The organism is Glutamicibacter sp. FR1 (assembly GCF_047300825.1).
GTDB lineage: Bacteria > Actinomycetota > Actinomycetes > Actinomycetales > Micrococcaceae > Glutamicibacter > Glutamicibacter nicotianae.
The window spans coordinates 3,005,051-3,028,543 of the sequence record NZ_CP178602.1 but is presented as its reverse complement, the minus strand read 5'-3'; the positions used below and the strand labels follow the sequence as shown (position 1 = coordinate 3,028,543).

Sequence of the window (23,493 nt, the reverse complement as noted above, 5' to 3'; positions counted from 1 at the left end):
TTCTGCTCTTCTGCCCGCCTGGCAAACGGAGAAAACTGGGAGTCATGGAAACGCTGACTAAAACCAATGCAGTTTCGCTCAGCGGCTTGAAGAAGACCTTCTCAACGCCGCGCAGCAAGGTCGAAGCCGTCAAGGGCATCGACCTGCAGATCCAGACCGGTCAGATCGTGGCCTTCTTGGGGCCCAACGGAGCCGGCAAGACAACAACCGTGGACATGATCCTCGGCCTGACCCAGCCCACCGAGGGATCGGCGCAAATCCTCGGCTTGGACCCGCGCCAGGCGGTGTTGGCTGGCAGGGTCTCGGCAGTGCTGCAAACCGGCGGGCTGCTGCGCGACATGACCGTCAAGGAAACGGTGTCGGTCATCGCCCACATGCATGAGCAGGCAGATCGCATTGGTGAGGTCATGGAACGCACCGGACTGGACAAGATCGCCAAGCGACGCGTGGGCAAATGCTCGGGCGGCGAGCAGCAGCGCATCAAGTTCGCGTTGGCGTTGCTGCCGGATCCGGATGTGCTGATCCTCGATGAGCCTACTGCAGGGATGGACGTGATGGCCCGCCGGGATTTCTGGGCCGCAATGCGCGTCGAAGCCACCGAAGGACGCACCGTCATCTTCGCCACGCACTATTTGGAAGAAGCGCAGAACTTCGCAGAACGCACCGTGCTGATGAACCACGGGCGCATCGTCGCCGACGGCGCCACCGAGGATCTGCGCAAGCTCATCTCCGGACGCACCGTCAGCGCTTCCTTCCCCTCGGCCGAGCATGCCGAACGAGCCGCCGCCTCCAGCGATTCGGTGCAGGTGGCTGAACGCAATGGCTTGCGCTTCGCCTTCCGCAGCTCCGACTCCGACAGCTTCGCAGCCGCCCTGCTGACCGAGTACCAGGGCTACGACCTGGAAATTTCCTCCCCGAGCCTCGAAGACGCCTTCATCCAACTGACCAAGGAAGCATCATGATGAGCACCTACATCCGCGTGGAATTCGCACGGCACTTCCGCGACGGATACAACCTGATCTTCGCCCTGCTGCTGCCTGCGGCAATGTACATCCTGTTCGGCAACATCCCCAGCTACACCGAGTTCGAGCTCGGCGCCGGCAACGTGAAGTTCTATCTGATGATTTCCATGGCGGCCTACGGAGCGGCAGTCAGCACCGTGGCCATCGCTGGCACCGTGGCCACCGAGACCATGCAGGGGTGGGGCCGGCAAATTTCGCTGACAAAAATGCCGCCGAGCATGTTCGTCAGCAGCAAGATGATAGTCGCGGCCACCGTTGCCGGCGCCTCGGCAGCGCTGGTCTTCGCCCTGGGCGCCGCTACCGGAGCCGAAGCGCAAGAAGGCTGGATCTGGGTCGCGAGCTACCTGATCATCCTGCTCGGTGCCATGATCTTCGCCTGCTACGGGATCGGGGTGGGCATGGCGTTCAAATCCGAATCGGCCCTGGGCTTGGCCTCGGGACTGATGGTGTTCTTCGCCTTCTTCGGCAACGTGTTCATGCCTCTGGAAGGAGGCATGCTCGACGCGGCCCGCTTCACCCCGATGTATGGCTACGTCGCGCTGGCCCGCTACCCATTGCTCAAGGACATGCCTGCCGGGGTCGATATGGCACCGGATGCGTTGTGGATCCCAACCGCTAATCTAGTGGCATGGGCACTCATCTTCGTTCTCTTCGCGGTCTTCGCCACCCGCAAGGCCAAGGCGCGCCAGTGAGCCCACGCCAGCCTGGCTCCGCGCCGGTGGACGACCCGCTCTGCGGCCTCGACGAAGACCAGAAATTCTGGGATCGCCGAGGCTGGCTGGTGGCCGGGGTCTGGGTGATCTTCCTGGTCTTCCCGGTGCTGGACCTGCTCGTCGAGGACCATTCGCTGCCCACCCGGATCATCGGCTTGGCGCTGATTGCCCTCTTCGCCGCCGTGTATTTGCAGTCCTATTCGAAATTCTCCTCGAAGATCGGGCAGGGCGGAACCAGTGCTCGCCGGGCGCACGTGAACTTCCTGGTGCTCTGCGCGATTATTGTGCTGGGCATCCCGGTCGTCGGGTTGACCACCATGGGGCTTTTCCCTTTCATCACCTCCTTCGCGATCTTCCTGCTGGGCAGGAGGTGGGCCATCGCGGCCTACTCGGCGGTGCTGGTGCTCAGCTTCGCGTTGCCAATCATCTACGGCCAGTTCATGGACGCGATCTTCCTGATCGGCCTGAACCTCGTGCTGATGGTGGTATATGCGATCACCGTGGCGGCCATCCGGCGCTCGACCGAAGCCGAAAAGATGCGCAGCGACTACCTGCTGGTCGCCGAACAGGAACGCGTTGCCCGGGACGTGCATGATGGGATCGGCCATTCGCTCACCGCATTGAACCTGAAGGCGCAGCTGGCCCTGCGCCTGCTGGACCAGGAGCAGTACGCCCGGGCCCGCGGCGAACTGGAACAGCTCAGCGCCTTGGCCGTCGATGCGCTGGACTCCGTGCGCACCACGGTGCAGGGGCTTAGCCGCCAGGACCTGGTCGCGGAATTGGCTGAGCTGCGGCAGGCCTGCAACGACAACAACCTCGAATTCACGGTGGCCGGATCCGCCGAGCAGGTCCCGATGCAGCTGCGTTCGCACGTGGCATGGATCCTGCGCGAAGCGGTCACCAATGTACTGCGCCATGCGCACGCCAGCAGGATCGTGCTGCAGCTGGAACCCGGACACGTCAGCATTGAAGATGACGGCGACGGCCTGCAGGCCAGCACGCCCGGCCACGGGATCCGCGGAATGCAGGAGCGTGCCAAGCAGTTCGGGGCCAGCTGCACGGTGGGGGCCTCGCGGCTGGGCGGAACCAGCGTGCAGATAGCCTTTGCGGCAGAGGGGAACGCCCGATGATCCGGATACTCATTGCCGATGACCAGCATCTGGTGCGCGGCGCGCTGGCAGCCTTGCTGAACCTCGAAGAGGACATCGAGGTCGTTGCGCAATGCGCCGACGGAGACGAAGTTGCCGCGGCGCTGGATGCGCATCGGGCCGATATTGCATTGCTGGATGTGCAGATGCCCCGGCAAGACGGGCTGAGCACCGCGGCAGAACTGAAGGACAGCCACCCCGAGGTGAAGGTGCTGATCCTGACCACCTTTGACCGTCCCGGGTACTTCCGCCAGGCTTTCGAAGCCGGAGCTCATGGTTTCCTGGTCAAGGATTCTCCGCCAGCCGAGCTGATTGCCGCCATCCGCAGGGTCTATGGCGGGGACAAGGTGGTGGATCCGCAGCGTGCGATGCTCAGCGTGGAGAGCCGCAGCAACCCGCTGACCGGGCGCGAACGCGAGATCCTGGCCTTGGCCGCGTCGGGTGCGCCGGTCTCGCAGATCGCCTCGACGGTGCACCTGTCGGTGGGTACAGTGCGCAACCACCTGTCCAATGCGATCGGCAAGACCAGCACAGCTAATCGCATCGAGGCCGCGCGCTATGCCAGGGAGATGGGCTGGATCTAGCGCATCACGAAGTGCATGATCATGCCGATGACCCAGATGGAGGACGCCAGCAGCACGCAGCCGAACTCCACTACGATGCCCAGGCCCATGGCCTTCAGCGCAGCCCAGGATGAGCCCAACGCCCCGGAGACCTCGCGGCGGCGCACGCTTTCACCGGCGAACAAGCCCACCGCGAAGCCGATGAACATGCCGACAACCGGGATGATGAACGCGCCGGCGATGGCGCCGACAACGGCGAAGAGGATGGATCCCTTGGGGATCTGATGCTCCTTGAGCTTCTTGCCGGTCAGGATTGCTGAGGCCGACCAGCCCAGCAGGGCAATCGCCATGCCCAGTCCGGCTGCCCACCAGGAGGCGCCGGATCCCAGCAGCCAGCCCCAGGCCAGGAGCGTGCCGATGGTCAGCAAGGACCCGGGCAGCACCGGGAAAATGGTGCCCAACGCGGAGACGACGAGCAGCAGTCCGGCGATGATGGTGTAAATAATCTGTGCATCCACACGCCTAGTTTCGCACAGGTGCCACCTGTTCAGAGGCCAGCGGAGCGTGGAGAGGTTCCGCAAGCTGGCTTATTCGCGATAGATTGCCAGAGACGCATGATGAATCGGGGAGGATCCTGATGGGCAAGGACAATAATGCACGGGTCAGCGTAGGGATTGCCGGGTCCACCGCAGTGGTGCGGCTGGAGAATCCGGGCCAATTCAATGCGCTCACCAAGGACATGTGCCTGCAGCTGGTGGGCGCCTTTGCCGGCCTGGCGACCAATGACGAGGTCGCTTCCATTGTGGTGCGCGGTGCCGGAGGGAACTTCTGCGCCGGGATTGCCATCGATGAAATGGACCAAGTGCTCTTCGATCGGGATGAGGACGGGGAACTGATCAACCACTTCGATCTGCTCGACAAGATCATCGTGCGCTGTCCGAAACCCACCATCGCGGTGGTGGAAGGCCATTGCTTCGGAGGCGCCTGGCAGCTGGCTTCCGCCTGCGATATCCAGCTGGCCTCGGACAATGTGCGCATCGCGATCACCCCGGCAAGAATCGGCCTGGTGTTCCCGCGCCCTGGCATCGAGCGGCTGGCGCGCACCGTGGGGGAGCACCGGGCCAAGTACCTGCTGCTCTCCGGCGCGGAGGTGTCCATTGCCGAAGCCGAACGCTGGGGAATGTTCACCAAAGTGGTTTCCCATGGGCAGCTCGAGGAGCAGCTGGACGCCTTGCTCGGCCAGCTGGCGGCGAACTCGCCGTATTCCATTTCGCGCACCAAGGAAGCGATCAACCTGGTGAGTGCTGGGGAAGCCGCCGACAGCTGGTGGGAAACGCTGTGGGAAGAAAACGGGGCGAACGCGGACCTGGCCGAAGGCAGATCCGCGTTCCTGGCACGCCGCACCCCGGACTACAGCGGGCTGCGCAAATAGGGTCCGCTAGCGCTGCTCGGCGGTGAACTGCGCGACCAGTTCGCGCTTGAGGATTTTCCCGCTGGGACCGAGCGGGAACTCGGTGACGATCTCGATCAGTCGCGGGTATTTGTAAGCGGCCATCTGCTCGCTGGCCCACGCCACCAGGTCCTGCGCGCCCAGGGTGGAGCCTGCCTCCAGCGTCACTGAAGCGGCGATCTCCTGCCCGTGGGTTTCATGTGGCACCCCGTACACGGCGGCGTTGGAAATCTCCGGGTGGGACACCAGCACCTCCTCGATTTCGCGCGGGTACACGTTGTAGCCGTTGCGCAGGATCATGTCCTTGGTACGGTCCAGGATGCGCAGGTAGCCATCCTCGTCCTTCGTGCCCAGGTCCCCGGTGCGGAACCAGCCATCGACCACCGCTTCGGCCGTGGCCTCGGGCCGGTTCAGGTAGCCGGAGAACAGGTTGTGCCCGCGGACCACCAGTTCGCCCAGCTCCCCGCGCGGCAGCAGCTGGATCTTCTCCGGGCTGGCCGGGTCCGCGATTTCCACATCCACTCCCCAGACCGGGGTGCCGACGGTGCCGGGCCGCGGTTCGATGCCCACATGGTTGAAGCAGGCCACTGGCGAGGTCTCGGTCAGCCCGTAGCCTTCGTGGATCCGCGCGCCGAAGCGCTGCTCGAAAGCGGTGAGGATGGATACCGGAAGCGATGCTCCGCCGGAAATGGCGTAGCGCAGCTTCTGGGGCGTGTCCGTGCGGTGCTTGCCCGCTTCGAGCAGGGCCACATACATGGTCGGCACCCCGAAGAAGACATCGATGCCCGCGTCCAGCAGCAGCTCCAGGGCGCCTTCGGCGGTGAACTTGGGCAGCAGCATCAACTCGGCGCCCGCCCGCAGCCCGGTATTGAGCACACAGGTCTGGCCGAAGGTGTGGAAGAGCGGCAGCCCGCCGAAGAGCCTGTCTCCGCGGCGCAAATCCATGGTGTTCAGCAGCGTGGTGTGAGTCTGCTCAACCAAGGCAAGGTGCGTGCCCATCGCACCCTTGGGCTTGCCGGTGGTGCCCGAGGTATACAGGATGGTGGCCAGGTCCTCCGGGCGCCGCGGCAGGTAGGTGGCAATCGGCGTAGCCTCCCGGGCCCGGTCTTCCAGCCGGTCGGTGCCCGAGCCTTCCGGAGCCAGCACACTGAACACCGGGACGCCTGAAGCGGCTGCTCCGGCAGCCCCCTCGGCGAGCAGTGGCGCCGCGCAGATCATCAGCTTGGCCTCGGAGTTCTCCAAGATGTAGGAGATTTCGCGGGCCTTGAGCAGTGCGTGCACCGGCACCACCACGGCGCCTAGGGCCAGGACCGCGTAGTAGGCACGGGCGAAGTCCGCGACATTGGGGATGAGCAGCGCCACCCGGTCCCCGGCAGTGATGCCATGGGCCTGCAATGCTCCGGCATATTCCCGCGTCTCATCCCACAACTGCGCATAGGTGGTGCTGTGGCCATCGACGGTGATGGCGTTCAGCTCACCGTAGCGGGCAGCCCCTTCTGCGAGGATGGCTGCCACTGAAACAGTGAGATTGGATGTGGGAACGCTCATTGTTAACTCCTCGGGTGAACCAACGATGCCATGTGTGTTATGTCACATTAAAGCATAGTGAAACCGCGGTTCATCGCAAGGCATCCAGTTTCGTAATATCTTGGTTGGCAGCAAATTTTCCGTTGCTGACATGAATGAAAAGGACATAGACTCAGGCCAAGCGAGCTTGATGAGTTCTGGAATGGGGAAGCGATGCCGGCACCAAGGGATCCACGAGCCGAACCCTGCTGGGTTGATCTGCTCACCAGCGACATGGAAGGCTCCGCCCAGTTCTACGCGCAGCTATTCGGATGGGAAATGCGCCGAGACGAGCCAGACGCGGACGAAGGATATGCCGAGGTCTATCTCAACGGCTCGATGGTCACCGACTTCATCGCCAATGACCCGGACTCCGAGGTACCGGACTGCTGGACCACCTACCTGAATGTCACCGATGTGCACGCCGCCGCCTACGCCACCAAGTTGCACGGCGGCAAGGTCTATCTCAAGCCCCTCGAGGTTCCTGGACAGGGAACCATGGCCATCATTGGGGATCCAGCCGGCACCGGAGTGGGACTCTTCCAGTCCTTCGCGCCAGCAGGAACGGCCACGAGCCGTGCACCGGGCACGCGGGTCTGGAATGAGCTGCACACCAAGCGCTTCGAGCCGGTGGCCCGCTTCTATCGCGAGGTCTTGGGTTGGATTTTGTCCCCAGTCTCGGACACGGACGAGTTCCGCTACCACACCTATGGCCAAGGGCCCGAGGCGGTGGCGGGCATCTTCGACATCTCCGGCTATCCGGACTCCAAGTCCGGCTGGCGCGCCTACTTCGCGGTGGCGGACACCGATGAAACCGTGGCGCTTGCCGAGAAGCTCGGCGGCACGGTCATCCATGAACCCCATGACTCCTTTTTCGGCCGCATGGCAGTGCTCGGCGATGTCACCGGAGCCGAATTCGCGATCATCTCCCCGCCGAAAAGCTAGCTGGAAGCGGCTAGCTTCCGGTTGACTCGCGTTTCCAAAGGTAAGGGGTCGTGGTGGAAACCTTCACCAGGCCCTGGCGTTCAAGGATCGGACGGGAATATTCGGTGCTGTCGCTGTGCACGTACTTGCGGCCCATGGCGATCGCGCTGCGTGCCCGGGCACCAACCAGGGCCCGGTAGACACCGCGTCCGCGGTATTCAGGCAGCACGCCGCCTCTCCAGAGGCCTGCGAATTCGGTGCCGGGCATCGACCTGGGCCCGCACCCGCCATCCGCCCCTCCAGCCAGGCGACCCACAGTTCCATGCCGTCATTGCGAGCCATGCGTGAAATCAGGGCTTGGGTGGTGGCGGGATCGTAGGGTTCGCCGAAGGCCTGGTCGACCATGCGGCACATTTCCTCAATTTCTTCTGCAGCGCTCACACGCCGCAATTCCAGCCTAGCCGGACCGGGGTCGCCACTGGGCAATGCCTGCAGCGGTCCGATCATGATTGATTCGCTCTCCTCGGCATTGAATCCCTATGCTTGCAAGCGCTCGGGCAGACCGGGTGCATGGTCGTGTCCGCGGGTCTTGAATTCCACCTTGGCGATCTGCGGCTGCGCCGCGAAATGCTCCAGTGCTGCTCCAGCCAGCTGGGCCAAGGTTTGCGGTTCTATTCCGTTGAAATGCGGATAGGTGATGAAACCGCGCCCATTGGCGTAGGTGGCCAGGCGCAGCGGACCGAGCCGGGCGATGGACTGGGCGCCCGGAGTCTCGGCATCGGTGCGCAGCTGCTCGTCGTAGAGCCTGAGGAGGCGGTCGCGATCGGTCTGCATCTGCATAGTTTACGGCCGCTGCCCCTCCACTTTGCCTCCTCTGGTCAACGGTGCCACACTCGGGGGATAAGGACAGCAGGCAGGAGATTTTCATGGGCCGCAAGATCGCGCGCCGCCGCATCGTCAGGGCAACGCTGGAGGGCTCGCGCGTGCGCGAGGAGAAGCTGGCCGGCGAGGAGCCGCTGGAGATCCGCTTCGGCCACACCTCCTACACCACCTCCATGCGCACGCCGGGCGACGACTTCGACATGGTCACCGGCTTCCTGGTGGGCGAGGGCATCATTTCCGCTCCCGAGCACCTGATCTCCCTGCGCTACTGCGCCGGCACCGACGAAGCGGGCAACCAGACCTACAACGTCATCGAGGTGCAGCTGGGCCCGGCAGCAAAGCACCCTGATCTGCTGGCCGCCCGCAACGTGGTCACCAGTTCCGCCTGCGGGATCTGCGGGACCAACTCCATCGACGCGGTGCGCAAGAAAGCCGCCTTCGCGCCCGCCCCGGAGGCCGGGCAGGTGGAGCTGGAAACCCTGCTGGGCCTGCCCGACGCCCTGCGCGAATCGCAGCAGCTGTTCTCCTCCACCGGGGGTGTTCATGCGGCCGGGTTGTTCTCCGCCTCCGGGGAGCTGCTGATCCTGCGCGAGGACGTCGGGCGTCATAATGCCGTGGACAAAGTCATCGGGGCTGCCCTGCGCGAGGGGTTGCTGCCGCTGGGCGACGCCGTCCTGCAGGTCTCCGGGCGTGCCTCCTTCGAGCTGGTGCAGAAGGCCGCGATGGCCGGAATCCCGGTGCTGGCAGCCGTCAGCGCGCCCTCGTCGCTGGCCGCGGATTTGGCCGAGGAATCAGGCCTGACGCTCGCTGCGTTCTCCCGCGGACGCAGCGTGAACATTTATACACATGCGCATCGGGTAATCACAGCGTAGCCTTGTAATATGTGAGCTGGATATCAGTCCCGCCCGCGCCAGCAACCAGGAGGGTCTCATGCATCGCTCGGCACCCAAGAAAGACATCAATGAAGATGATTTGAAGGTCAGCGAACCAAAGCACGCCGCCGCTGGCCTCAAAGCCGTGATGGTATCCATGGAGCGCGGCTTCGCCGAAGCCGGCCCGTCGCGCACCCTGCGCTCGATGCTGCGCGTCAACCAGCACGACGGTTTCGACTGCCCGGGCTGCGCCTGGCCCGAATCCATAACCGGAAAGCGCAAGCCCGCCGAATTCTGCGAGAACGGCGCCAAGGCCATCGCCGAGGAAGCCAGCGCCCGCACAGTCACCCCTGAATGGTTCGCGCGGCACTCCATCGAGGACCTGCGCGACAAGACCGAATACTGGCTGGGCTCGCAAGGCCGGATCACCACCCCGATGATCATCCGCGAAGGGGACACCCACTACTCGCCGATCAGCTGGGCCGAGGCCTTCTCGACCATTGGCGAGCACGTCAATGCGACCACCCCGGACAAGTGCGTGTTCTACACCTCCGGGCGCACCGCGAACGAGACCGCGTTCATGTACCAGCTGCTGGCCCGCAGCCTGGGCACCAACAACCTGCCCGACTGCTCGAACATGTGCCACGAGTCCTCCGGAACGGCGCTGAACCCGACCATCGGCATCGGCAAGGGCACCGTGTCGCTGGAGGACTTCGAGCACACGGATCTGATCTTCGTGGTGGGGCAGAACCCCGGCACCAACCACCCGCGCATGCTCTCCGCACTGTCCGACGCGCGCAAGCGCGGCGCCCGCGTGGTCGCGGTGAACCCGCTGCCCGAGGCCGGCTTCTTCGGCTTCAAGGACCCGCAGACCGTGGGCGGCATGCTGGGCAAGGCGGACCCGATTTCCAGCGACTTCCTGCAGATCAAGGTCGGCGGCGACCTGGCCCTGTTCCAGGCCTTCGGCCACCTGCTGCTGGAAGAAGAGAAGAAGAATCCGGGCACCGTGGTGGACCACGAGTTCATCGCCGCGGTGACCGACGGCTTCGAAGCCTACAAGGATGCGCGCGCCACCTTGGACTGGGACGCCACGGAAAAGGCCACCGGCCTGACCCGCACCCAGATCACCGAGATCGCAATGCTGCTGGCCAAGTCCAAGGCCACCATCATCTGCTGGGCGCTGGGGCTGACCCAGCAGCCGCACTCGGTGCCGACGCTGAAGGAAATCATCAACCTGCTGCTGCTCCAAGGCAACTTCGGCAAGCCCGGCGCCGGCGCCTGCCCGGTGCGCGGCCACTCGAATGTGCAGGGCGACCGCACCATGGGCATCTGGGAGAAGCCCACCGAGCAGCTGCTCGCCGCCTTGGATGCCGAATTCGGCATCGAATCCCCGCGTGCCCATGGCTACGATTCCACCGAAGCGCTGCACGCCTTCGAAAAGGACGAGGTGGATGTGTTCGTGTCCATGGGCGGCAACTTCGCCCTGGCCAACTCGGATACCGAAGCCCTGGAAGCCGGAATGCAGCGCGCCAAGCTGACCGTGCACATTTCCACCAAGCCCAACCGCTCGCATGTGGTGCACGGCAAGACCTCGCTGATCCTGCCGACCCTGGGACGCACCGACAAGGACGACAAGCACCCCACCGGTGCACAGTTCCTCTCCGTGGAGGACTCCATGTCGGTGATCAAGTCCACCCGCGGCCGGCTCACCCCTGTCTCGGACCACCTGCTGGCCGAACCGGTCATCGTCGCGCGCATGGCCCAGGCCATCCTGGGGGATAACCACCCGGTGAACTGGCGGGCGATGGCCGAGGACTATGACGTGATCCGCGACCACATCGAGAAGGTGCTGCCCGGCTTCGAGGACTTCAACCGCCGGGTGCGCGACAAGAACGGCTTCGTGCTGCCCAACCCGCCGCGCGACACCCGCTCCTTCGCCACCGATATCGGCAAGGGCCGCTTCACGGTTTCGGAATTCGAGGCTTTGGAAGCACCCGAGGGACACCTGATCCTGCAGACCATGCGCAGCCATGACCAGTACAACACCACGTTCTACGGGCTGGATGACCGCTACCGCGGAATCAAGGACGGCCGCCGCGTCATCCTGATCAACCCGGAGGACCTGGCCGAGACCGGATTCAGCGACCGCGACCTGGTGGACGTGATTTCCACCTTCGCCGGAACCGAGCGCCGAGCCAACCGTTTCCGCCTGGTGTCCTACCCGACCGCCAAGGGATGTGTGGCCGCCTACTACCCGGAAGCCAACGCGCTGGTGCACCGAGATCTAGTGGCACGCGAGTCCAATACGCCGGGCTTCAAGGCGATGATGGTGCGCTTCGTCGAGCACACCCAGCAGCCAGGGCGCACGCTGGACAGCTAGTTTCAAAGTGGCGAAGCCACGGTCGGGGGAAATCCATCCCGGCCGTGGCTTCATTCAGTTCAGCCGCTGTCGCCAATTCTTCTTGCGGCTCAGAGCAGTGCCGAGCCAATGGTCGGGCATTTGGATATCCGGCTGGAAATCCTGCGTCCAGCAACGCTCGTAATTGATGGTCGTTTCGGATTCATCTGGTAATCCTGCGACAGGATGTTCCGAGGGAATAAGCGGGACAGTGAGTTCAAGATGGACTGCCAGCATCAGCAGCAGCGGTAACGCCGCGCGGCCCACTGGCAATGCAAACTGCATCACATCAAGCGCTTGCCATAAGCGCTTGGATTTCTTATTGCGACACAATATAAAGTGTTCGGCGCCCTGACCAAGGTGCGCCAATCCGCAGTCCACCGAAGAGGAAATCCCCCATGAGTGCTGCCCGCAGCAATGCCGCTGAGAGCATCAGACCCGAAGACGAACGCCTGCCCGCTGCGAAAACCGTGGCCTACGGTTTCCAGCATGTGCTGACCATGTACGGCGGCATCATCGCCCCGCCACTGGTGATGGGCGGCGCCGCGGGCATGGACACGGCCGAAATGGGCGTGCTCGTTGCCAGCTGCCTGTTCATCGGCGGCCTGGCCACCATCCTGCAAACCCTGGGCGTGCCGTTCTTCGGTGCCCAGCTGCCGCTGGTCCAGGGCACGTCCTTCTCCGGCGTGGCCACCATGATCGCCATCCTCAACGGCGGGGGAGGCATGCCGGCAGTGTTCGGAGCGGTGCTTGCCTCGGGCGCCATCGGCATCATCATCGCCCCGTTCTTCGCCAAGCTGCTGCGCTTCTTCCCGCCGGTGGTCACCGGCGTGGTGATCACGATCATCGGCGTTTCGCTCTTCCCGGTCACCGCCGACTGGGCCATGGGCGGCGCCGGCGCCGGGGATTCCTACGGTTCGCTGGAGAACATCGCCCTGGCCGCCATCACCCTGCTGATCCTGCTGGCCTTGTCCAAGTCGGGCGTCCCTGCGCTTTCGCGCCTGTCGATTCTGCTGTCCATTGCGCTAGGCACCCTGGTGGCAGTGTTCATGGGCATGGCTGATTTCTCCCAGGTGCTCACCGGAGACATCTTTGCGGTGCCGACGCCTTTCGCCTTCGGCCTGCCGGTCTTCGAGATCGGTGCCATCATCTCAATGATGATTGTCATCCTGGTGACCTACACCGAAACCACCGCGGACATGCTCGCCGTGGCCGAGGTGACCGGGTCCAAAGTGGATTCGCGGCGCATCGCCAACGGCCTGCGCGCCGACATGCTCTCCTCCACGGTCGCCCCGGTCTTCAACACCTTCACCCAGTCGGCCTTCGCGCAGAATGTGGGACTGGTGGCGATTACCGGTGTGAAGAGCCGCTTCGTGGTGGCCGCCGGCGGCGGCATCCTGGTGGTCCTCGGCCTGCTGCCGGTGCTCGGCCGCGTGGTCGCCTCGATCCCTTCGCCGGTGCTGGGTGGTGCCGGCGTGGTGCTGTTCGGCTCCGTGGCCGCGGCAGGCATCCGCACCCTGTCCAAGGCCAAGGATGACAACATGAACATGCTGATCATCGCGACCTCGCTGGCCTTCGGCTGCATCCCGATGGTCAAGCCTGATTTCTACGCCGAATTCCCTGCATGGGTGAGCACCATCTTCCAGTCAAGCATCTCCTCCGCCACCATCATGGCCGTGCTGCTGAACATCATCTTCAATGAGCTGAACTGGGGCAAGAAGGAAACCTCGCTGCGTACTGTCTACAAGTACCAGCTGGCCGGGCTCGAAGACGGCGACCGCCTGATCGACGGGAAGCTGTACGACTCGAAGGGCCTGGAAATCCAGGTCATCTCGGAGCAGCCGGGCCACGCCGGCGACCGTCCGATGCCGCAAGGCTAGCGGAAGGACCCAGCCTAGACAGCCAAACGCCCCAGTTCAATGAACTGGGGCGTTTGGACGTGAAAGGCTTTACTGGCTGGAGTCCTTCTGCTTGTCACCGGTCATGGTGATTGGCTGGACGCCTGAGTTGGGGAAGCAGCCAATGGGGCTCTGGCCGGACTCGGCGACGATATCCAGACACTTGGACGTCAAGGTCTCAGGGGTCAGCGAGCGTTCTAGGATCTTGTTGGCTTCGGCTTCGGCTTCGCTGGTCTGCTTGCGCTGCTGGGCCACACGGGTCTTGGCGGTTTCCGCCTGCAGCTCGTTGATGCGGTTCTGAGTCGGCTCATCGAAATTGATGATCGGCAGGGTGACCGAGCGGATCTCGATCTGGGTCTTGACCTTGGCCTGCATCTTTTCCTGCACGGACTTCGCCAGTCCCTCCAAGTCCTGGCCGCCGCTGGCGGGTTCGCCGTATTCCAGCGGATCGTAGGTGGCCATGACCTCATTCAATGCGGCACGGAAGTTGCGATCGACCAAGTTGGACTGGATGCCTTCGAAGGTGCGGTAATCCAGGAAAACGTCCATGGCATCATCGGTTTTCAGCTGCCACTGGATGGACGCATCCACATCGGTGCGGCCGTTGTTGCCCAGTCGGACCGGGATGGCGCTGTCGGCGGAGTAGACATCGTTCTGCACCGAACCGTCCAGCTTCTCGACCTTTTCCCATGGCCACTTCAGGTGGAAGCCGTTGCTGACCACGGAGGTCGGCTTGCCCAGCGCGACCTTCACGCCGACGGTGCGTGGCTGCACGATGGTGGTGGACATGATGGCCAAGACGATCAGGGACACGACGAAAACGGTGATTCCAGTGAAGCGCGTGGCAGCACGGTTCTTGTTTTCCGGCTTCATGGCCTTGCCGGCAAGCAGGACAAGCAATCCTGCGATGGCGCAAAGGACGGTAATGATGGTGGGGAACATGATCTCCTCGATGACGTGATGGTATTCAATATTCTATCGTTTAGATAATTGAGAACCGATTTGGACACGGCAACGCGTCGAAGGAGATTTTGCCATCCCAAGGAAATCGTGCTGCGCAAACTAGAATTGTTGGCATGCAACAACGAGAACTTGGACGTACCCACCGCAACGTATCGGCCATTGGCCTGGGCACCTGGCAGCTCGGCGCCGACTGGGGGTCAGTCGATGAAGCCGACGCGCTGGCCGTGCTTGATGCCGCCTATGACGCCGGGGTGAACTTCTTCGACACCGCCGACGTGTACGGGGATGGCCGCAGCGAGCAGCTGATCGGCACCTGGCTGAAGGCCAACCCGGATGCGGACATTACCGTCGCCACCAAGATGGGCCGCCGCGTGGAGCAGGTGCCCGAGAACTACAACCTGGACGCCTTCCGTGCTTGGAACGACCGTTCCCGCAAGAACCTCGGCGTGGACACACTGGACCTGGTCCAGCTGCACTGCCCGCCCACCCCGGTGTACTCCAGCGATGAGATTTACGATGCACTGGACAGCATGGTGGATGAGGGCCGGGTCGCGAACTACGGCGTTTCGGTGGAAACCGTGGACGAGGCGCTGACGGCGATTGCCCGTCCGAACATCGCTACCGTGCAGATCATCATCAACGCCTTCCGCCACAAGCCGCTGGACACCGTGCTGCCGGCAGCCCGCGAAGCCGGTGTAGGCATCATCGCTCGTGTGCCGTTGGCCAGCGGACTGCTGACCAACCGCTACACCCTGCAGACCGAATTCGCCAAGGACGACCATCGCAACTTCAACCGCGATGGTTCCTCCTTCGACGTCGGCGAGACCTTCTCCGGCGTGGACTACGCCACCGGCCTTGAAGCCGCTGGCGAGTTCGCCAAGCTGGCTGCCGCCGAGGCACCGGAGGCAACCAGTGCGCAGGTGGCATTGGCCTGGCTGGCCGCCCATGACGGGGTGAGCACCATCATTCCCGGCGCCCGAAACGCTCAGCAGGCCCGCGCCAACGCGGCAGCCGGTTCGCTGCAGATCTCCGAGGGCTTCAACGCCTCGGTCCGCGATCTCTACGACGCCAAGCTGCGCGAGCAGATCCACCCGCGCTGGTAGCAGCGCGGGTGGGAAACAGCTCCTAGTTCCGCGGCGCCCCGACAGGGATGCTGGCACCTAGTGTCACCGGCTCGGCGGGGCGCTGCTGCCCCCGCTCCGAAACGTATTCCAGCGCGGTATCCGGAGCTGCGGTGTTCACGAAGGAGCGGAAACGCTTGAGCTTCACCGGGTCGGCCAGGGTCGCCGCCCACTCGTCCTCGTAGTTGGCCACGTGGGCTTCCATGGCATCTTCCAGCTCCTGTGCCAAGCCCAGCGAATCATCGATCACCACCTGCTTGGCGCGCTCCAGCCCGCCATCCAGGTCCTGGAGCCAATGCGCGGTACGCTGCAGCTTGTCCGCGGTGCGGATGTAGTACATCAGGTAGCGGTCGATGTACTTGAACAGCGTCTGCTCATCCAGGCCTCCTGCAAGCAGCTGGGCATGCGCCGGGTTGGCGCCGCCATTGCCGCCCACATACAGGTTCCAGCCATCGGTCGTGGCGATGACGCCGATATCCTTGGCGCGGGCCTCGGCGCATTCGCGGGCGCAACCCGATACGCCCATCTTCAGCTTGTGCGGTGCGCGCAGGCCGCGGTAGCGCAGCTCCATCTCGATGCCCAGCGCGGTGGAATCGAGCATGCCGTACCGGCACCAGGATGAACCCACGCAGGTCTTCACATTGCGCAGCGACTTGCCGTAGGCCTGGCCGGATTCGAAACCGGCATCCACCAGCTCGCGCCAGATCTCCGGCAGCTGCTCCAGCCGGGCGCCGAACATGTCGATGCGCAGGCCGCCGGTGAGCTTGGTGTACAAGCCGTACTTCTGCGCCACCGCTGCGATCACGCCCAGCTTTTCCGGGGTGATCTCCCCGCCCGGGATGCGCGGGACCACCGAGTAGGTGCCGTCCTTTTGCATGTTTGCCAGCACGCGGTCGTTGGTGTCCTGGGCACCGGCAAGTCCTGCATCCATCGGGTGCACGCTGGTCTGCGAGGAAAGGATGTTGGCGATGACCGGCTTGCAGATATCGCAGCCCTTGCCGGTGCCGAAACGCTCCATCACCTCGGTGAAGGTCTGCAACCCGGCCACGCGGATGGCTTCGTAGAGTTCCGGGCGGGAGAAGGAAATATGCTCGCACAGGGCGGTGGATACTTCAGCTCCGTCCTTGAGCATCTGCGCTTCCATGAGCTTCTTGAGCATCGGAACGCAGGATCCGCACTGGGTGCCGGCACGGGTGCACGCCTTCAGCCCGGAAACGGTAGTCACCGGAGCCTCGCCCTCGAAGCAGCCGCAACCGGAGACGGCATCGCGAATGGTACCGGCGGTGACCGAATTGCAGGAGCACAGCACCGCGTCATCGGGCAGTTCGCCCTCCGGTGCCTCGCCGCCCAATGCGCTGAGGTAAGCTCCTGGCTCGCCGGGCAGTTCCCGGCCGAGCAGCGGACGCAATGACTGGTACGGGGTGGCATCTCCCACGAAGATGCCGCCGAGCAGGGTCTTGGCGTCGGAGGAGACGACGAGCTTCTGGTACAGGCCGCGCGGGGCATCAGCGTAGACCACTTCCAGTGCCCCCTCGGTGCGGGCGAAGCCATCGCCGAAGCTGGCGACGTCCACCCCGGAGAGCTTGAGCTTGGTGGCGGTGTCGAAACCGGCGAATTCGGCGTCACCGCCGGCCAGCTGCTCGGCAACGATTTCCGCCATGGCGTTGGCCGGTGCGACCAGGCCGATGCAGAACCCCTCGTAGTTCGCGACCTCGCCAATTGCCCAGATGTGCTCGATATCGGTGGCGCAATGCGAATCGATGACCACGCCGCCGCGCGGGCCCATGCCGAATCGTGGTGCCTGGCTGCCGGCCTCGTCCAGGGCCGCGTTGTAGTTGCGGATCAGCTCGTCGCGGGGACGCACGCCGATCGACACGATGACCATGTCGGCTTCTATCACGCGTTCATCTGCCATCAGCACTCCGGTGACTACCGGGCTGCCGGAGTCCTGGCTGGTGAGGATTTCCTGCGGGAAGACCCCGTTGTGGACGGTGAATCCGGTCTGCTCAATGAGCCGGCCCATGGCTTGACCGGCACCTTCATCAAGCTGGGTGCCCATCAGCCATTTGCCGCCGTCAATGACTACAGCTTCTGCCCCCAGCGCCTGGGCACCTGCTGCGGCTTCCAGCCCGAGCAGTCCGCCACCGATGGTAGCCACTACCGGGGCGCGGCCCAGCGTGGTTGACAGTTCCTTGACCTTCTCAGCGATGGACCAGACATCTTCCAACGTGCGATAGACGAAGGTGTGCTCGTTACCGGCAATTGGCAAGGTGGCGGCGTTGGAACCGGTGGCGAGCACCAACTCGTCATATCTGAAGGTGCGTCCATCTTCGGTGGCGACCGTGCGCTGTGCACTGTCGATAGCCACGGCCTTTGCGTTGGTTTCCAAGGTGACATGCTCTGCTGCCCACAGCTTCGGATCGCCGAGGGTGAGATCGACCCCGGGGTTGGTCAACGCTTGGGAGAGCGCCACACGGTCGTAGGGGAGGTGGGTTTCCTCGGTCAGTACCGTGATGTGCAGATCTTGCGGTGCGCGGCTGGCCAAGGCTTCGGTGAAGCGGTGGGCTGCGGGGCCGCCGCCAATGACCAGGATGTTGCGTGCAGTGTGTGGTGTACCCATGATCTATTTCGACTTTCGCTGGGAAACGGTGAGTTTCTGGCTGATGAGACAACTGTAGAAAGTTCGTTTTGCACGGCAATTACCCTTGTGTTTCGGTCGGCGCAATTCTCTCCACCATGAGTCACTTCCCTAGTGAAGGCGCTGAAACATGAACGAATCATTCGGCAAGGAATTCGATTTCTCCAAAGGAAGGCAACATCAAAAATCCGGCGGAATTCCGGCAGGATTTTCGATTCACGTCGATCGAAATTGCTGTTAGTGATGCTTTACCGACCAGCAATCGCGTTGGGCATCGAGCGAAACATGCGGCTTCTAAGCTCGATTTGTCAGCGAAAACCAAACACGAAGGACTGGGAATCATGAGCACGCAAATCGAAGAAGGCACAAGTGAAGCTACGTTGAGCTTGGAGCCGCTGTGCCGCAGCGCAGAGCTGGAGCGCGGATGGGGAGAAGCGCTCTGGCTCGAGACCACGCAGCTGGCCCTTTTCCGCACCGAAGAAGACGCCTTCTTCGCAACCTCGCATCATTGCCCGACCAGCGGCGCGAAGGTCATGGCCCGTGGAATTCTGGGGGACACCGTGGTCGATGGCGATTCCGTGGCCACGGTAGCCTGCCCGCTGCACAAGGAAGTGTACCGACTGGATACCGGGGAATGCCTGAACGCCGATTCGCTGCCGCTGCCGGTGCAGCGGCTCATGGAAATCGAAGGACAGCTATGGATGGAGCAGATCAAATGAGCATCAAATCCGAGTGCAGCCTGAACGTGGAACATTTGGCCTGGCAAGGCTGGTTCGAAATCCTCGACGAGACGGAATCGCTTGCAACCAATTAGCTCCAGTCAGCGTACTGTCCAGCAACGGGGCGGAAGACCTAGACAACCCGCATCATCAACTAATCGCAGGGACGAAAGCCAGAGGCTTTCGTCCCTGCGTCAATTGGCAGCGTGCAGCATCCGGTTAGGAGCAAAGATGCCAGCAGGGTGGGGCCACGGACGTAGGCAGCCACAGCTGCGTGATGCTCCGCAACGGGGGTCTAGCCAGCGCACCAGCGGCTGCCCTAGGGTGGCACGTAGCAAGGCGGTCGGCTCGCTGGATTCCTGGCCGAATATCGTTGACAGCCTTTCCCTGGTGAAAAGGATCGAAGCAATAGCAACTGTGATTATCCATGCGACCATCACCTTCGATGGGTATCTCACTGATGCTGAGGGCGGGGTGGACTGGATGTTTGGCCGTCCCTCCGCCCTCGAAGATGATGGGGTCGTTGCCTTGGTCGTGGAGAAGATCGGAGCCATTGTCGGCGGTGCGAATCGGACGCAAACGATCGAGGAAGGCGAAATCCCTTATGGAGGGATGCTTCAGGTCCCGGTATACCTGATGACTCATAGAGCCACTGAGCCGGTGGTACGCGACGGCATCACCTACACCTTCGTTGTTGATGACATTGCAGGCGCAGTGGAACCAGCCAAGCAGGATGCCAAAGACGGTTTTTTCAGCTTATTGGACGGGAAAATATCGCGGCAGTGCCTTGCCCTGGGATTGGTCGACGAGCTGCACCTGGATATCGCCCCGGTATTGCTTGGCGGTGGCATATCCTTGTTCGAAGGTTTGGGGCAGCATATCGAGCTGGAACGCATTCAGACTTCGGCTTTCGCTAGCGAAGTGCATCTGGCGTACCGGGTGCTTCGCTGATCAGCTCTGCAACGTACCAGGAGCCGACAGCCCTCAGGATCGTTATGCCACGGCGGGAGCGTTGGCCAGCAGTTCCTCGATTTTTGCTTTGCACCCTCCGCATCCGGTGCCCGCGCGGCAGCTTTCGCCCACCTGCGTGACGGTGGTGCATCCGGCGTTCACCGCGTGGGCCACCTGGCCGTAGGTGGCGCCAGAACAACGGCAGAGCTGGTCTTCATCGCTGGGGATCGCAGAGATCTGTTCAGTTGCCGGATCATCCAGCCGCAGCAGGGTCGAACGATCTTCAGGAAGCGCGGTACCGCGCTCATAAGCCAGTGCAAGTTCGGCGCTGGCTTGCGGCAAGCCCATGGCCAGGAATCCGGTGACCGCATCCTGCCGGGTGACGATCTTGAGATAGCGTCCGCGCGCAGGATCCGCGTAAACGGTTGCCTGCAGGTCTGAGTCGTCCCAATACCCGGCGCTGATATCTCCGGCCGCGGTTACCTTGATGCCTTGGCCCTTGAGCATCAGCACATCGGACGCGGAGAAGTCCGGGGCAGGAAGCGGTTCGGCAGGTCCCGAACCAAACAGCTGCGAAAAGTACTGGGACAACCATGCGGCCTGGGCCCACCCCGGGGCCAGCAAGCCAACCGGCGGCCGCCCGGCAACTTCGGCGCAGTCACCCACGGCAAAAATTCGTTGCTCGGTATCGGCGCAGAGGAATTCATCGGTCTTGATGCCACGGCCTACGGTCAAACCGCAGCCGGTGGCTAGCTCGGTTCTCGCCCGCACGCCGGTGGAAATGAGCAGGGCGTCAGCTTGGACCAGTCCGTGGGTGGAGGTCATCAGCCCGGCGAATTCTTGCTCATCCTTTTGAATGCCAGTGGCCTTCACTCCGGAGATCACCTCGACACCGGCGGCGCGCAGATTCTTAGTCAGCAGCGCTCCGCCGTCGGCATCCACAACCCGTCCCAAAGGTGCAGGACCATGGTGCACCAGCACTGGTTGCGCCCCCGTAGTGGCAATGGCCAAGGCGGCTTCGATGCCCAACACGCCGCCGCCTAGAACTGCAATGCGCCGGCCGGCACCGAGCGATTCCCGCAGCTGATGGGCATCATCCACCGTGCGGAGGGCAAAGACCCCGGCAGGCAGGGAAGTTTCCGCATGCGGATCGAAGTTCAGGCCGTTGAGCGTCGGGACTACAGCCCGGGCACCGGTGGCGAAGACCAGACGGTCATAGGAAATATGGCCAGCGTCCTGCAGGTGGACCCGGCGTCGCGAACGGTCGATGCCGGTAGCCCGCACACCCAAGCGCACCTCGACTCCGGCATCTGCCAGCCGTTGCGGATCCACCATGCCCAGATGCTCGAGCTCGGCGGCTCCCACGGCCAGCTCAGCGAGCAGCACGCGGTTGTAGGCCAGATGATCTTCGGCGCTGATGACGGTGATGGCGCACTGGCCGGAAGCCGCCGCGGGCAGCAGCCCCTCGACGAGGGATGCGGCGACGGGGCCGAAGCCGATGATGACGATGCGTTGCGGGCGATGCTCGGTCATTGTTCCTCTTCCACAATGTTCAGCGAAACATGGGCGTGCTTGAATTCAGGCATCCTGCTGTGCGGGTCGACCTTCGCCTCGGTCAGCAGGTTCGCGGTCCCCGCCCCCGGGTAGTGGAACGGCAGGAAGACCGTGTCCAGCCGGGCATCAGCGGTCAGCAGCGCTCGGGCGGTCACCTCACCGCGTTCATTGCTGATCACGACCTTCTGTCCCTGGACAATCCGGTGCGCCAAGGCGGTTGCCGGATGGATTTCAAGCATTGGTTCTGGTGCGGCGTGGGCCAGCTCGGGAACTCGGCGGGTCTGCGCGCCGGACTGGTAGTGCTCCAGCAGGCGGCCGGTAACCAAGGAGACGACCGCGGCGCTCTTCCTGGGCGCAGGCTGGAATGCCACCGGAACCAGCACCGCACGCTGATCTGCGTGGGCAAAGCCGTCTAGGAACAGGCGCGGGGTGCCGTTGCGGATTCCGGGTTCGGCCGACACCTCGGTGCCTGCAGGACAGGGCCAATAGATGGCGGCACCGGCATCGAGATCATCCCAACGCACCCCCGAGTAGTCAGCCAAGCCGCCGGCTGACGCTTCTTTGAGTTCTTCGAAGACTTCCCGCGGATCGGAGGAGAAGTGGCCGGGAGCGTCCAGCCGCTGGGCAAGCTGGGAGAGGATCCACAGTTCGCTGCGCGCATTTCTCGGTGCCTCCAAGGCGGCGCGCCGGCGCAGGATCCGGCCCTCCAGGTTGGTCATGCTGCCTTCCTCTTCAGCCCATTGCAGCACCGGCAGCACCAGGTCCGCCTGCGCCGCGGTTTCCGAAAGGAAGAAGTCGCAGACCACCAGGAAATCCAGGCTGGCCAGGGACCTGCTCACCTTCGAGGCATCGGGTGCGGAGATCACTGGGTTGGCCCCGTGGATCATCATCATGCGCGGACCGGTTGGGGTGCCCAGCGCTTCGAGCAGCTCGACGGCAGGAAGCCCGGGACCGGGGATGGTTTCCGGGTCAATGCCCCAGACGCGGGCCACCTGCGCGCGGTGTTCCAGGTCGGTGATCTTGCGGTAGCCGGGAAGCTGGTCGCACTTCTGCCCGTGCTCGCGGCCGCCCTGCCCATTGCCCTGTCCGGTGATGGTGCCGTAGCCGCCGGCCATAGTTCCGGGCAGGCCGAGCAGCAGGGCGAGGTTGATTGCGGCGGTGACCGTGTCGGTGCCGTTGGCATGCTGTTCAATGCCCCGGCCGGTGAGGATGTAGACCGGCTTGCCGCCGGTCTTCGCTTCGCTGGACGCCTGCGCCAGGGCCCGGGCGGTGCGCCGGATCTGTTCGGCAGGAACACCAGTGACCTGGGCGGTCCGTTCCGGCCACCAGCCGGCCAACGAGGCTTTCACCGCGTCGAAACCATTGGTGCGGGCGGCCAGATAACCGGTGTCGACCAGGGACTCCGCCACCAGCACGTGGGCTAAGCCCAGCAGCAGCGGCAGGTCGGTGGCCGGGGTGGGCTGCAGGTGCCAGCCGGCATTATCTGCGCAGAGCTTGGCCGTTGCCGAACACCGTGGATCAACCACCACAAGCCCGCCATTCTCGCGCGCCCCGGCCAGATGCCGGACAAAGGGCGGCATAGTGTCGGCCACGTTGGAACCGAGCATCAGGATCATCCCGGCTTCATCCAGATCCGCCAGCGGGAACGGCAAACCGCGGTCCAACCCGAAGGCGCGGTTGGTGCCCGCGGCAGCCGAGGACATGCAGAACCGGCCGTTATAGTCGATGCGCGAGGTGCCCAGGGCCAGCCGGGCGAACTTGCCCAGCAGGTAGGCCTTCTCGTTGGTCAGCGACCCGGAACCGAAAACCGCCAGGGCATCGGCTCCGGATTCGTCCCGGATGACCCGGGCCTTGTCTGCCACCAGATCCAATGCCTGCTCCCAGCCGATCGGTGCAAGGCTGCCATCGGCTTGGCGGAGCATAGGTGCCTGCAGGCGTTCGGGATGATCCAGCAGCGTCGCGGCGCTGTACCCTTTCCGGCACAGCGCCCCGCCGTTGGTTTCGAAGTCGCGGCCCTTCAAGCTCACCGGCTCAGGGGCTTCGGCCTGCGTGCTGCGTTCGAGGGTGATGCCGCACTGCAGGGCGCAGTAGGGGCAATGGGTGGCGGTCAT

At 63.6% G+C, this 23,493-nt stretch carries 21 protein-coding genes; 12 read left to right on the top strand and 9 right to left on the bottom strand.

Translation table 11 applies throughout. From position 1 onward, the window contains the following. Nucleotides 1–44: 44 nt before the first annotated feature. The 4 genes from ACLQ8T_RS14550 to ACLQ8T_RS14535 are packed head-to-tail and all read left to right on the top strand — an operon-like array spanning nt 45 to nt 3,467. Entirely contained in the window at nt 45–962 is a 918-nt protein-coding gene (locus tag ACLQ8T_RS14550) for an ABC transporter ATP-binding protein (RefSeq protein ID WP_204723063.1), read from the top strand. Further along, nucleotides 959–1,714, top strand: a complete 756-nt coding sequence (locus tag ACLQ8T_RS14545) for an ABC transporter permease (protein ID WP_413455074.1) — start codon at nt 959–961, stop codon at nt 1,712–1,714. The genes ACLQ8T_RS14550 and ACLQ8T_RS14545 overlap by 4 nt, the downstream gene beginning before the upstream one ends. Continuing rightward, a complete protein-coding gene (locus ACLQ8T_RS14540; RefSeq protein ID WP_413455073.1) occupies nt 1,711–2,865 on the top strand; it encodes a sensor histidine kinase in 1,155 nt (384 codons plus the stop codon). The genes ACLQ8T_RS14545 and ACLQ8T_RS14540 overlap by 4 nt, the downstream gene beginning before the upstream one ends. Then, nucleotides 2,862–3,467, top strand: coding sequence for a response regulator transcription factor (locus ACLQ8T_RS14535; RefSeq protein WP_073706883.1), 606 nt, complete (start codon nt 2,862–2,864; stop codon nt 3,465–3,467). Before ACLQ8T_RS14540 ends, ACLQ8T_RS14535 begins: the two co-directional genes overlap by 4 nt. Here the strand turns inward: ACLQ8T_RS14535 and ACLQ8T_RS14530 are convergent. Continuing rightward, entirely contained in the window at nt 3,464–3,964 is a 501-nt protein-coding gene (locus ACLQ8T_RS14530) for a DUF456 domain-containing protein (protein WP_172511592.1), read from the bottom strand. The two genes, ACLQ8T_RS14535 and ACLQ8T_RS14530, sit on opposite strands and share 4 nt — an antisense overlap. A 119-nt stretch (nt 3,965–4,083) precedes the next feature. Here ACLQ8T_RS14530 and ACLQ8T_RS14525 point away from each other — a divergent pair, with 119 nt between their 5' ends. Continuing rightward, on the top strand, nt 4,084–4,878 hold the full coding sequence (locus ACLQ8T_RS14525; protein WP_413455072.1) for an enoyl-CoA hydratase/isomerase family protein: 795 nt from the start codon (nt 4,084–4,086) through the stop codon (nt 4,876–4,878). Nucleotides 4,879–4,884: 6 nt separating this feature from the next. Here ACLQ8T_RS14525 and ACLQ8T_RS14520 read toward each other — a convergent pair whose 3' ends face one another. Beyond that, entirely contained in the window at nt 4,885–6,444 is a 1,560-nt protein-coding gene (locus ACLQ8T_RS14520; protein ID WP_413455071.1) for a long-chain-fatty-acid--CoA ligase, read from the bottom strand. 192 nt (nt 6,445–6,636) lie between these two features. Between ACLQ8T_RS14520 and ACLQ8T_RS14515 the strand changes: the two genes are divergently transcribed. Further along, nucleotides 6,637–7,407 carry a VOC family protein gene (locus tag ACLQ8T_RS14515; RefSeq protein WP_413455070.1) on the top strand — a complete coding sequence of 257 codons (771 nt, stop codon included), beginning with the start codon at nt 6,637–6,639 and terminating at the stop codon, nt 7,405–7,407. A 10-nt stretch (nt 7,408–7,417) separates the two neighbouring features. Here ACLQ8T_RS14515 and ACLQ8T_RS14510 read toward each other — a convergent pair whose 3' ends face one another. Beyond that, nucleotides 7,418–7,615 (bottom strand): hypothetical protein, encoded by a 198-nt coding sequence (locus tag ACLQ8T_RS14510; protein ID WP_413455069.1) that lies wholly within the window; start codon nt 7,613–7,615, stop codon nt 7,418–7,420. A gap of 308 nt (nt 7,616–7,923) precedes the next feature. Then, nucleotides 7,924–8,226 carry a hypothetical protein gene (locus ACLQ8T_RS14505; RefSeq protein WP_413455068.1) on the bottom strand — a complete coding sequence of 101 codons (303 nt, stop codon included), beginning with the start codon at nt 8,224–8,226 and terminating at the stop codon, nt 7,924–7,926. Between the two features lie 86 nt (nt 8,227–8,312). On the opposite strand from ACLQ8T_RS14505, the gene fdhD reads away from it, so the two are divergent. Next, entirely contained in the window at nt 8,313–9,140 is an 828-nt protein-coding gene (fdhD, locus tag ACLQ8T_RS14500; RefSeq protein ID WP_413455067.1) for a formate dehydrogenase accessory sulfurtransferase FdhD, read from the top strand. A gap of 58 nt (nt 9,141–9,198) precedes the next feature. Then, complete coding sequence (locus ACLQ8T_RS14495; RefSeq protein WP_413455066.1) at nt 9,199–11,520, top strand: FdhF/YdeP family oxidoreductase; 2,322 nt, start codon at nt 9,199–9,201, stop codon at nt 11,518–11,520. 54 nt (nt 11,521–11,574) lie between these two features. On the opposite strand, the gene ACLQ8T_RS14490 is transcribed toward ACLQ8T_RS14495, so the two are convergent. After that, nucleotides 11,575–11,907: a hypothetical protein gene (locus ACLQ8T_RS14490; RefSeq protein ID WP_413455065.1), complete on the bottom strand. Its 333-nt coding sequence runs from the start codon at nt 11,905–11,907 to the stop codon at nt 11,575–11,577. Nucleotides 11,908–11,936: 29 nt separating this feature from the next. Between ACLQ8T_RS14490 and ACLQ8T_RS14485 the strand changes: the two genes are divergently transcribed. Beyond that, on the top strand, nt 11,937–13,418 hold the full coding sequence (locus ACLQ8T_RS14485; RefSeq protein WP_128469324.1) for a nucleobase:cation symporter-2 family protein: 1,482 nt from the start codon (nt 11,937–11,939) through the stop codon (nt 13,416–13,418). A 69-nt stretch (nt 13,419–13,487) separates the two neighbouring features. Here ACLQ8T_RS14485 and ACLQ8T_RS14480 read toward each other — a convergent pair whose 3' ends face one another. Then, entirely contained in the window at nt 13,488–14,378 is an 891-nt protein-coding gene (locus ACLQ8T_RS14480) for an SPFH domain-containing protein (RefSeq protein WP_413455064.1), read from the bottom strand. Nucleotides 14,379–14,512: 134 nt separating this feature from the next. Between ACLQ8T_RS14480 and ACLQ8T_RS14475 the strand changes: the two genes are divergently transcribed. Continuing rightward, complete coding sequence (locus ACLQ8T_RS14475) at nt 14,513–15,502, top strand: aldo/keto reductase (protein WP_413455063.1); 990 nt, start codon at nt 14,513–14,515, stop codon at nt 15,500–15,502. 22 nt (nt 15,503–15,524) lie between these two features. On the opposite strand, the gene nirB is transcribed toward ACLQ8T_RS14475, so the two are convergent. Continuing rightward, entirely contained in the window at nt 15,525–18,140 is a 2,616-nt protein-coding gene (nirB, locus tag ACLQ8T_RS14470; protein WP_413455062.1) for a nitrite reductase large subunit NirB, read from the bottom strand. A gap of 359 nt (nt 18,141–18,499) precedes the next feature. Here nirB and nirD point away from each other — a divergent pair, with 359 nt between their 5' ends. Both nirD and ACLQ8T_RS14460 read left to right on the top strand, forming a co-directional pair. Further along, nucleotides 18,500–18,877, top strand: coding sequence for a nitrite reductase small subunit NirD (gene nirD, locus ACLQ8T_RS14465; protein WP_128469586.1), 378 nt, complete (start codon nt 18,500–18,502; stop codon nt 18,875–18,877). Nucleotides 18,878–19,201: 324 nt separating this feature from the next. Next, a complete protein-coding gene (locus ACLQ8T_RS14460; RefSeq protein WP_413455061.1) occupies nt 19,202–19,828 on the top strand; it encodes a dihydrofolate reductase family protein in 627 nt (208 codons plus the stop codon). 42 nt (nt 19,829–19,870) lie between these two features. Here ACLQ8T_RS14460 and ACLQ8T_RS14455 read toward each other — a convergent pair whose 3' ends face one another. Both ACLQ8T_RS14455 and ACLQ8T_RS14450 read right to left on the bottom strand, forming a co-directional pair. Continuing rightward, nucleotides 19,871–21,361: an FAD-dependent oxidoreductase gene (locus ACLQ8T_RS14455; protein WP_413455060.1), complete on the bottom strand. Its 1,491-nt coding sequence runs from the start codon at nt 21,359–21,361 to the stop codon at nt 19,871–19,873. Then, nucleotides 21,358–23,493: a molybdopterin oxidoreductase family protein gene (locus ACLQ8T_RS14450; RefSeq protein WP_413455059.1), complete on the bottom strand. Its 2,136-nt coding sequence runs from the start codon at nt 23,491–23,493 to the stop codon at nt 21,358–21,360. Before ACLQ8T_RS14450 ends, ACLQ8T_RS14455 begins: the two co-directional genes overlap by 4 nt.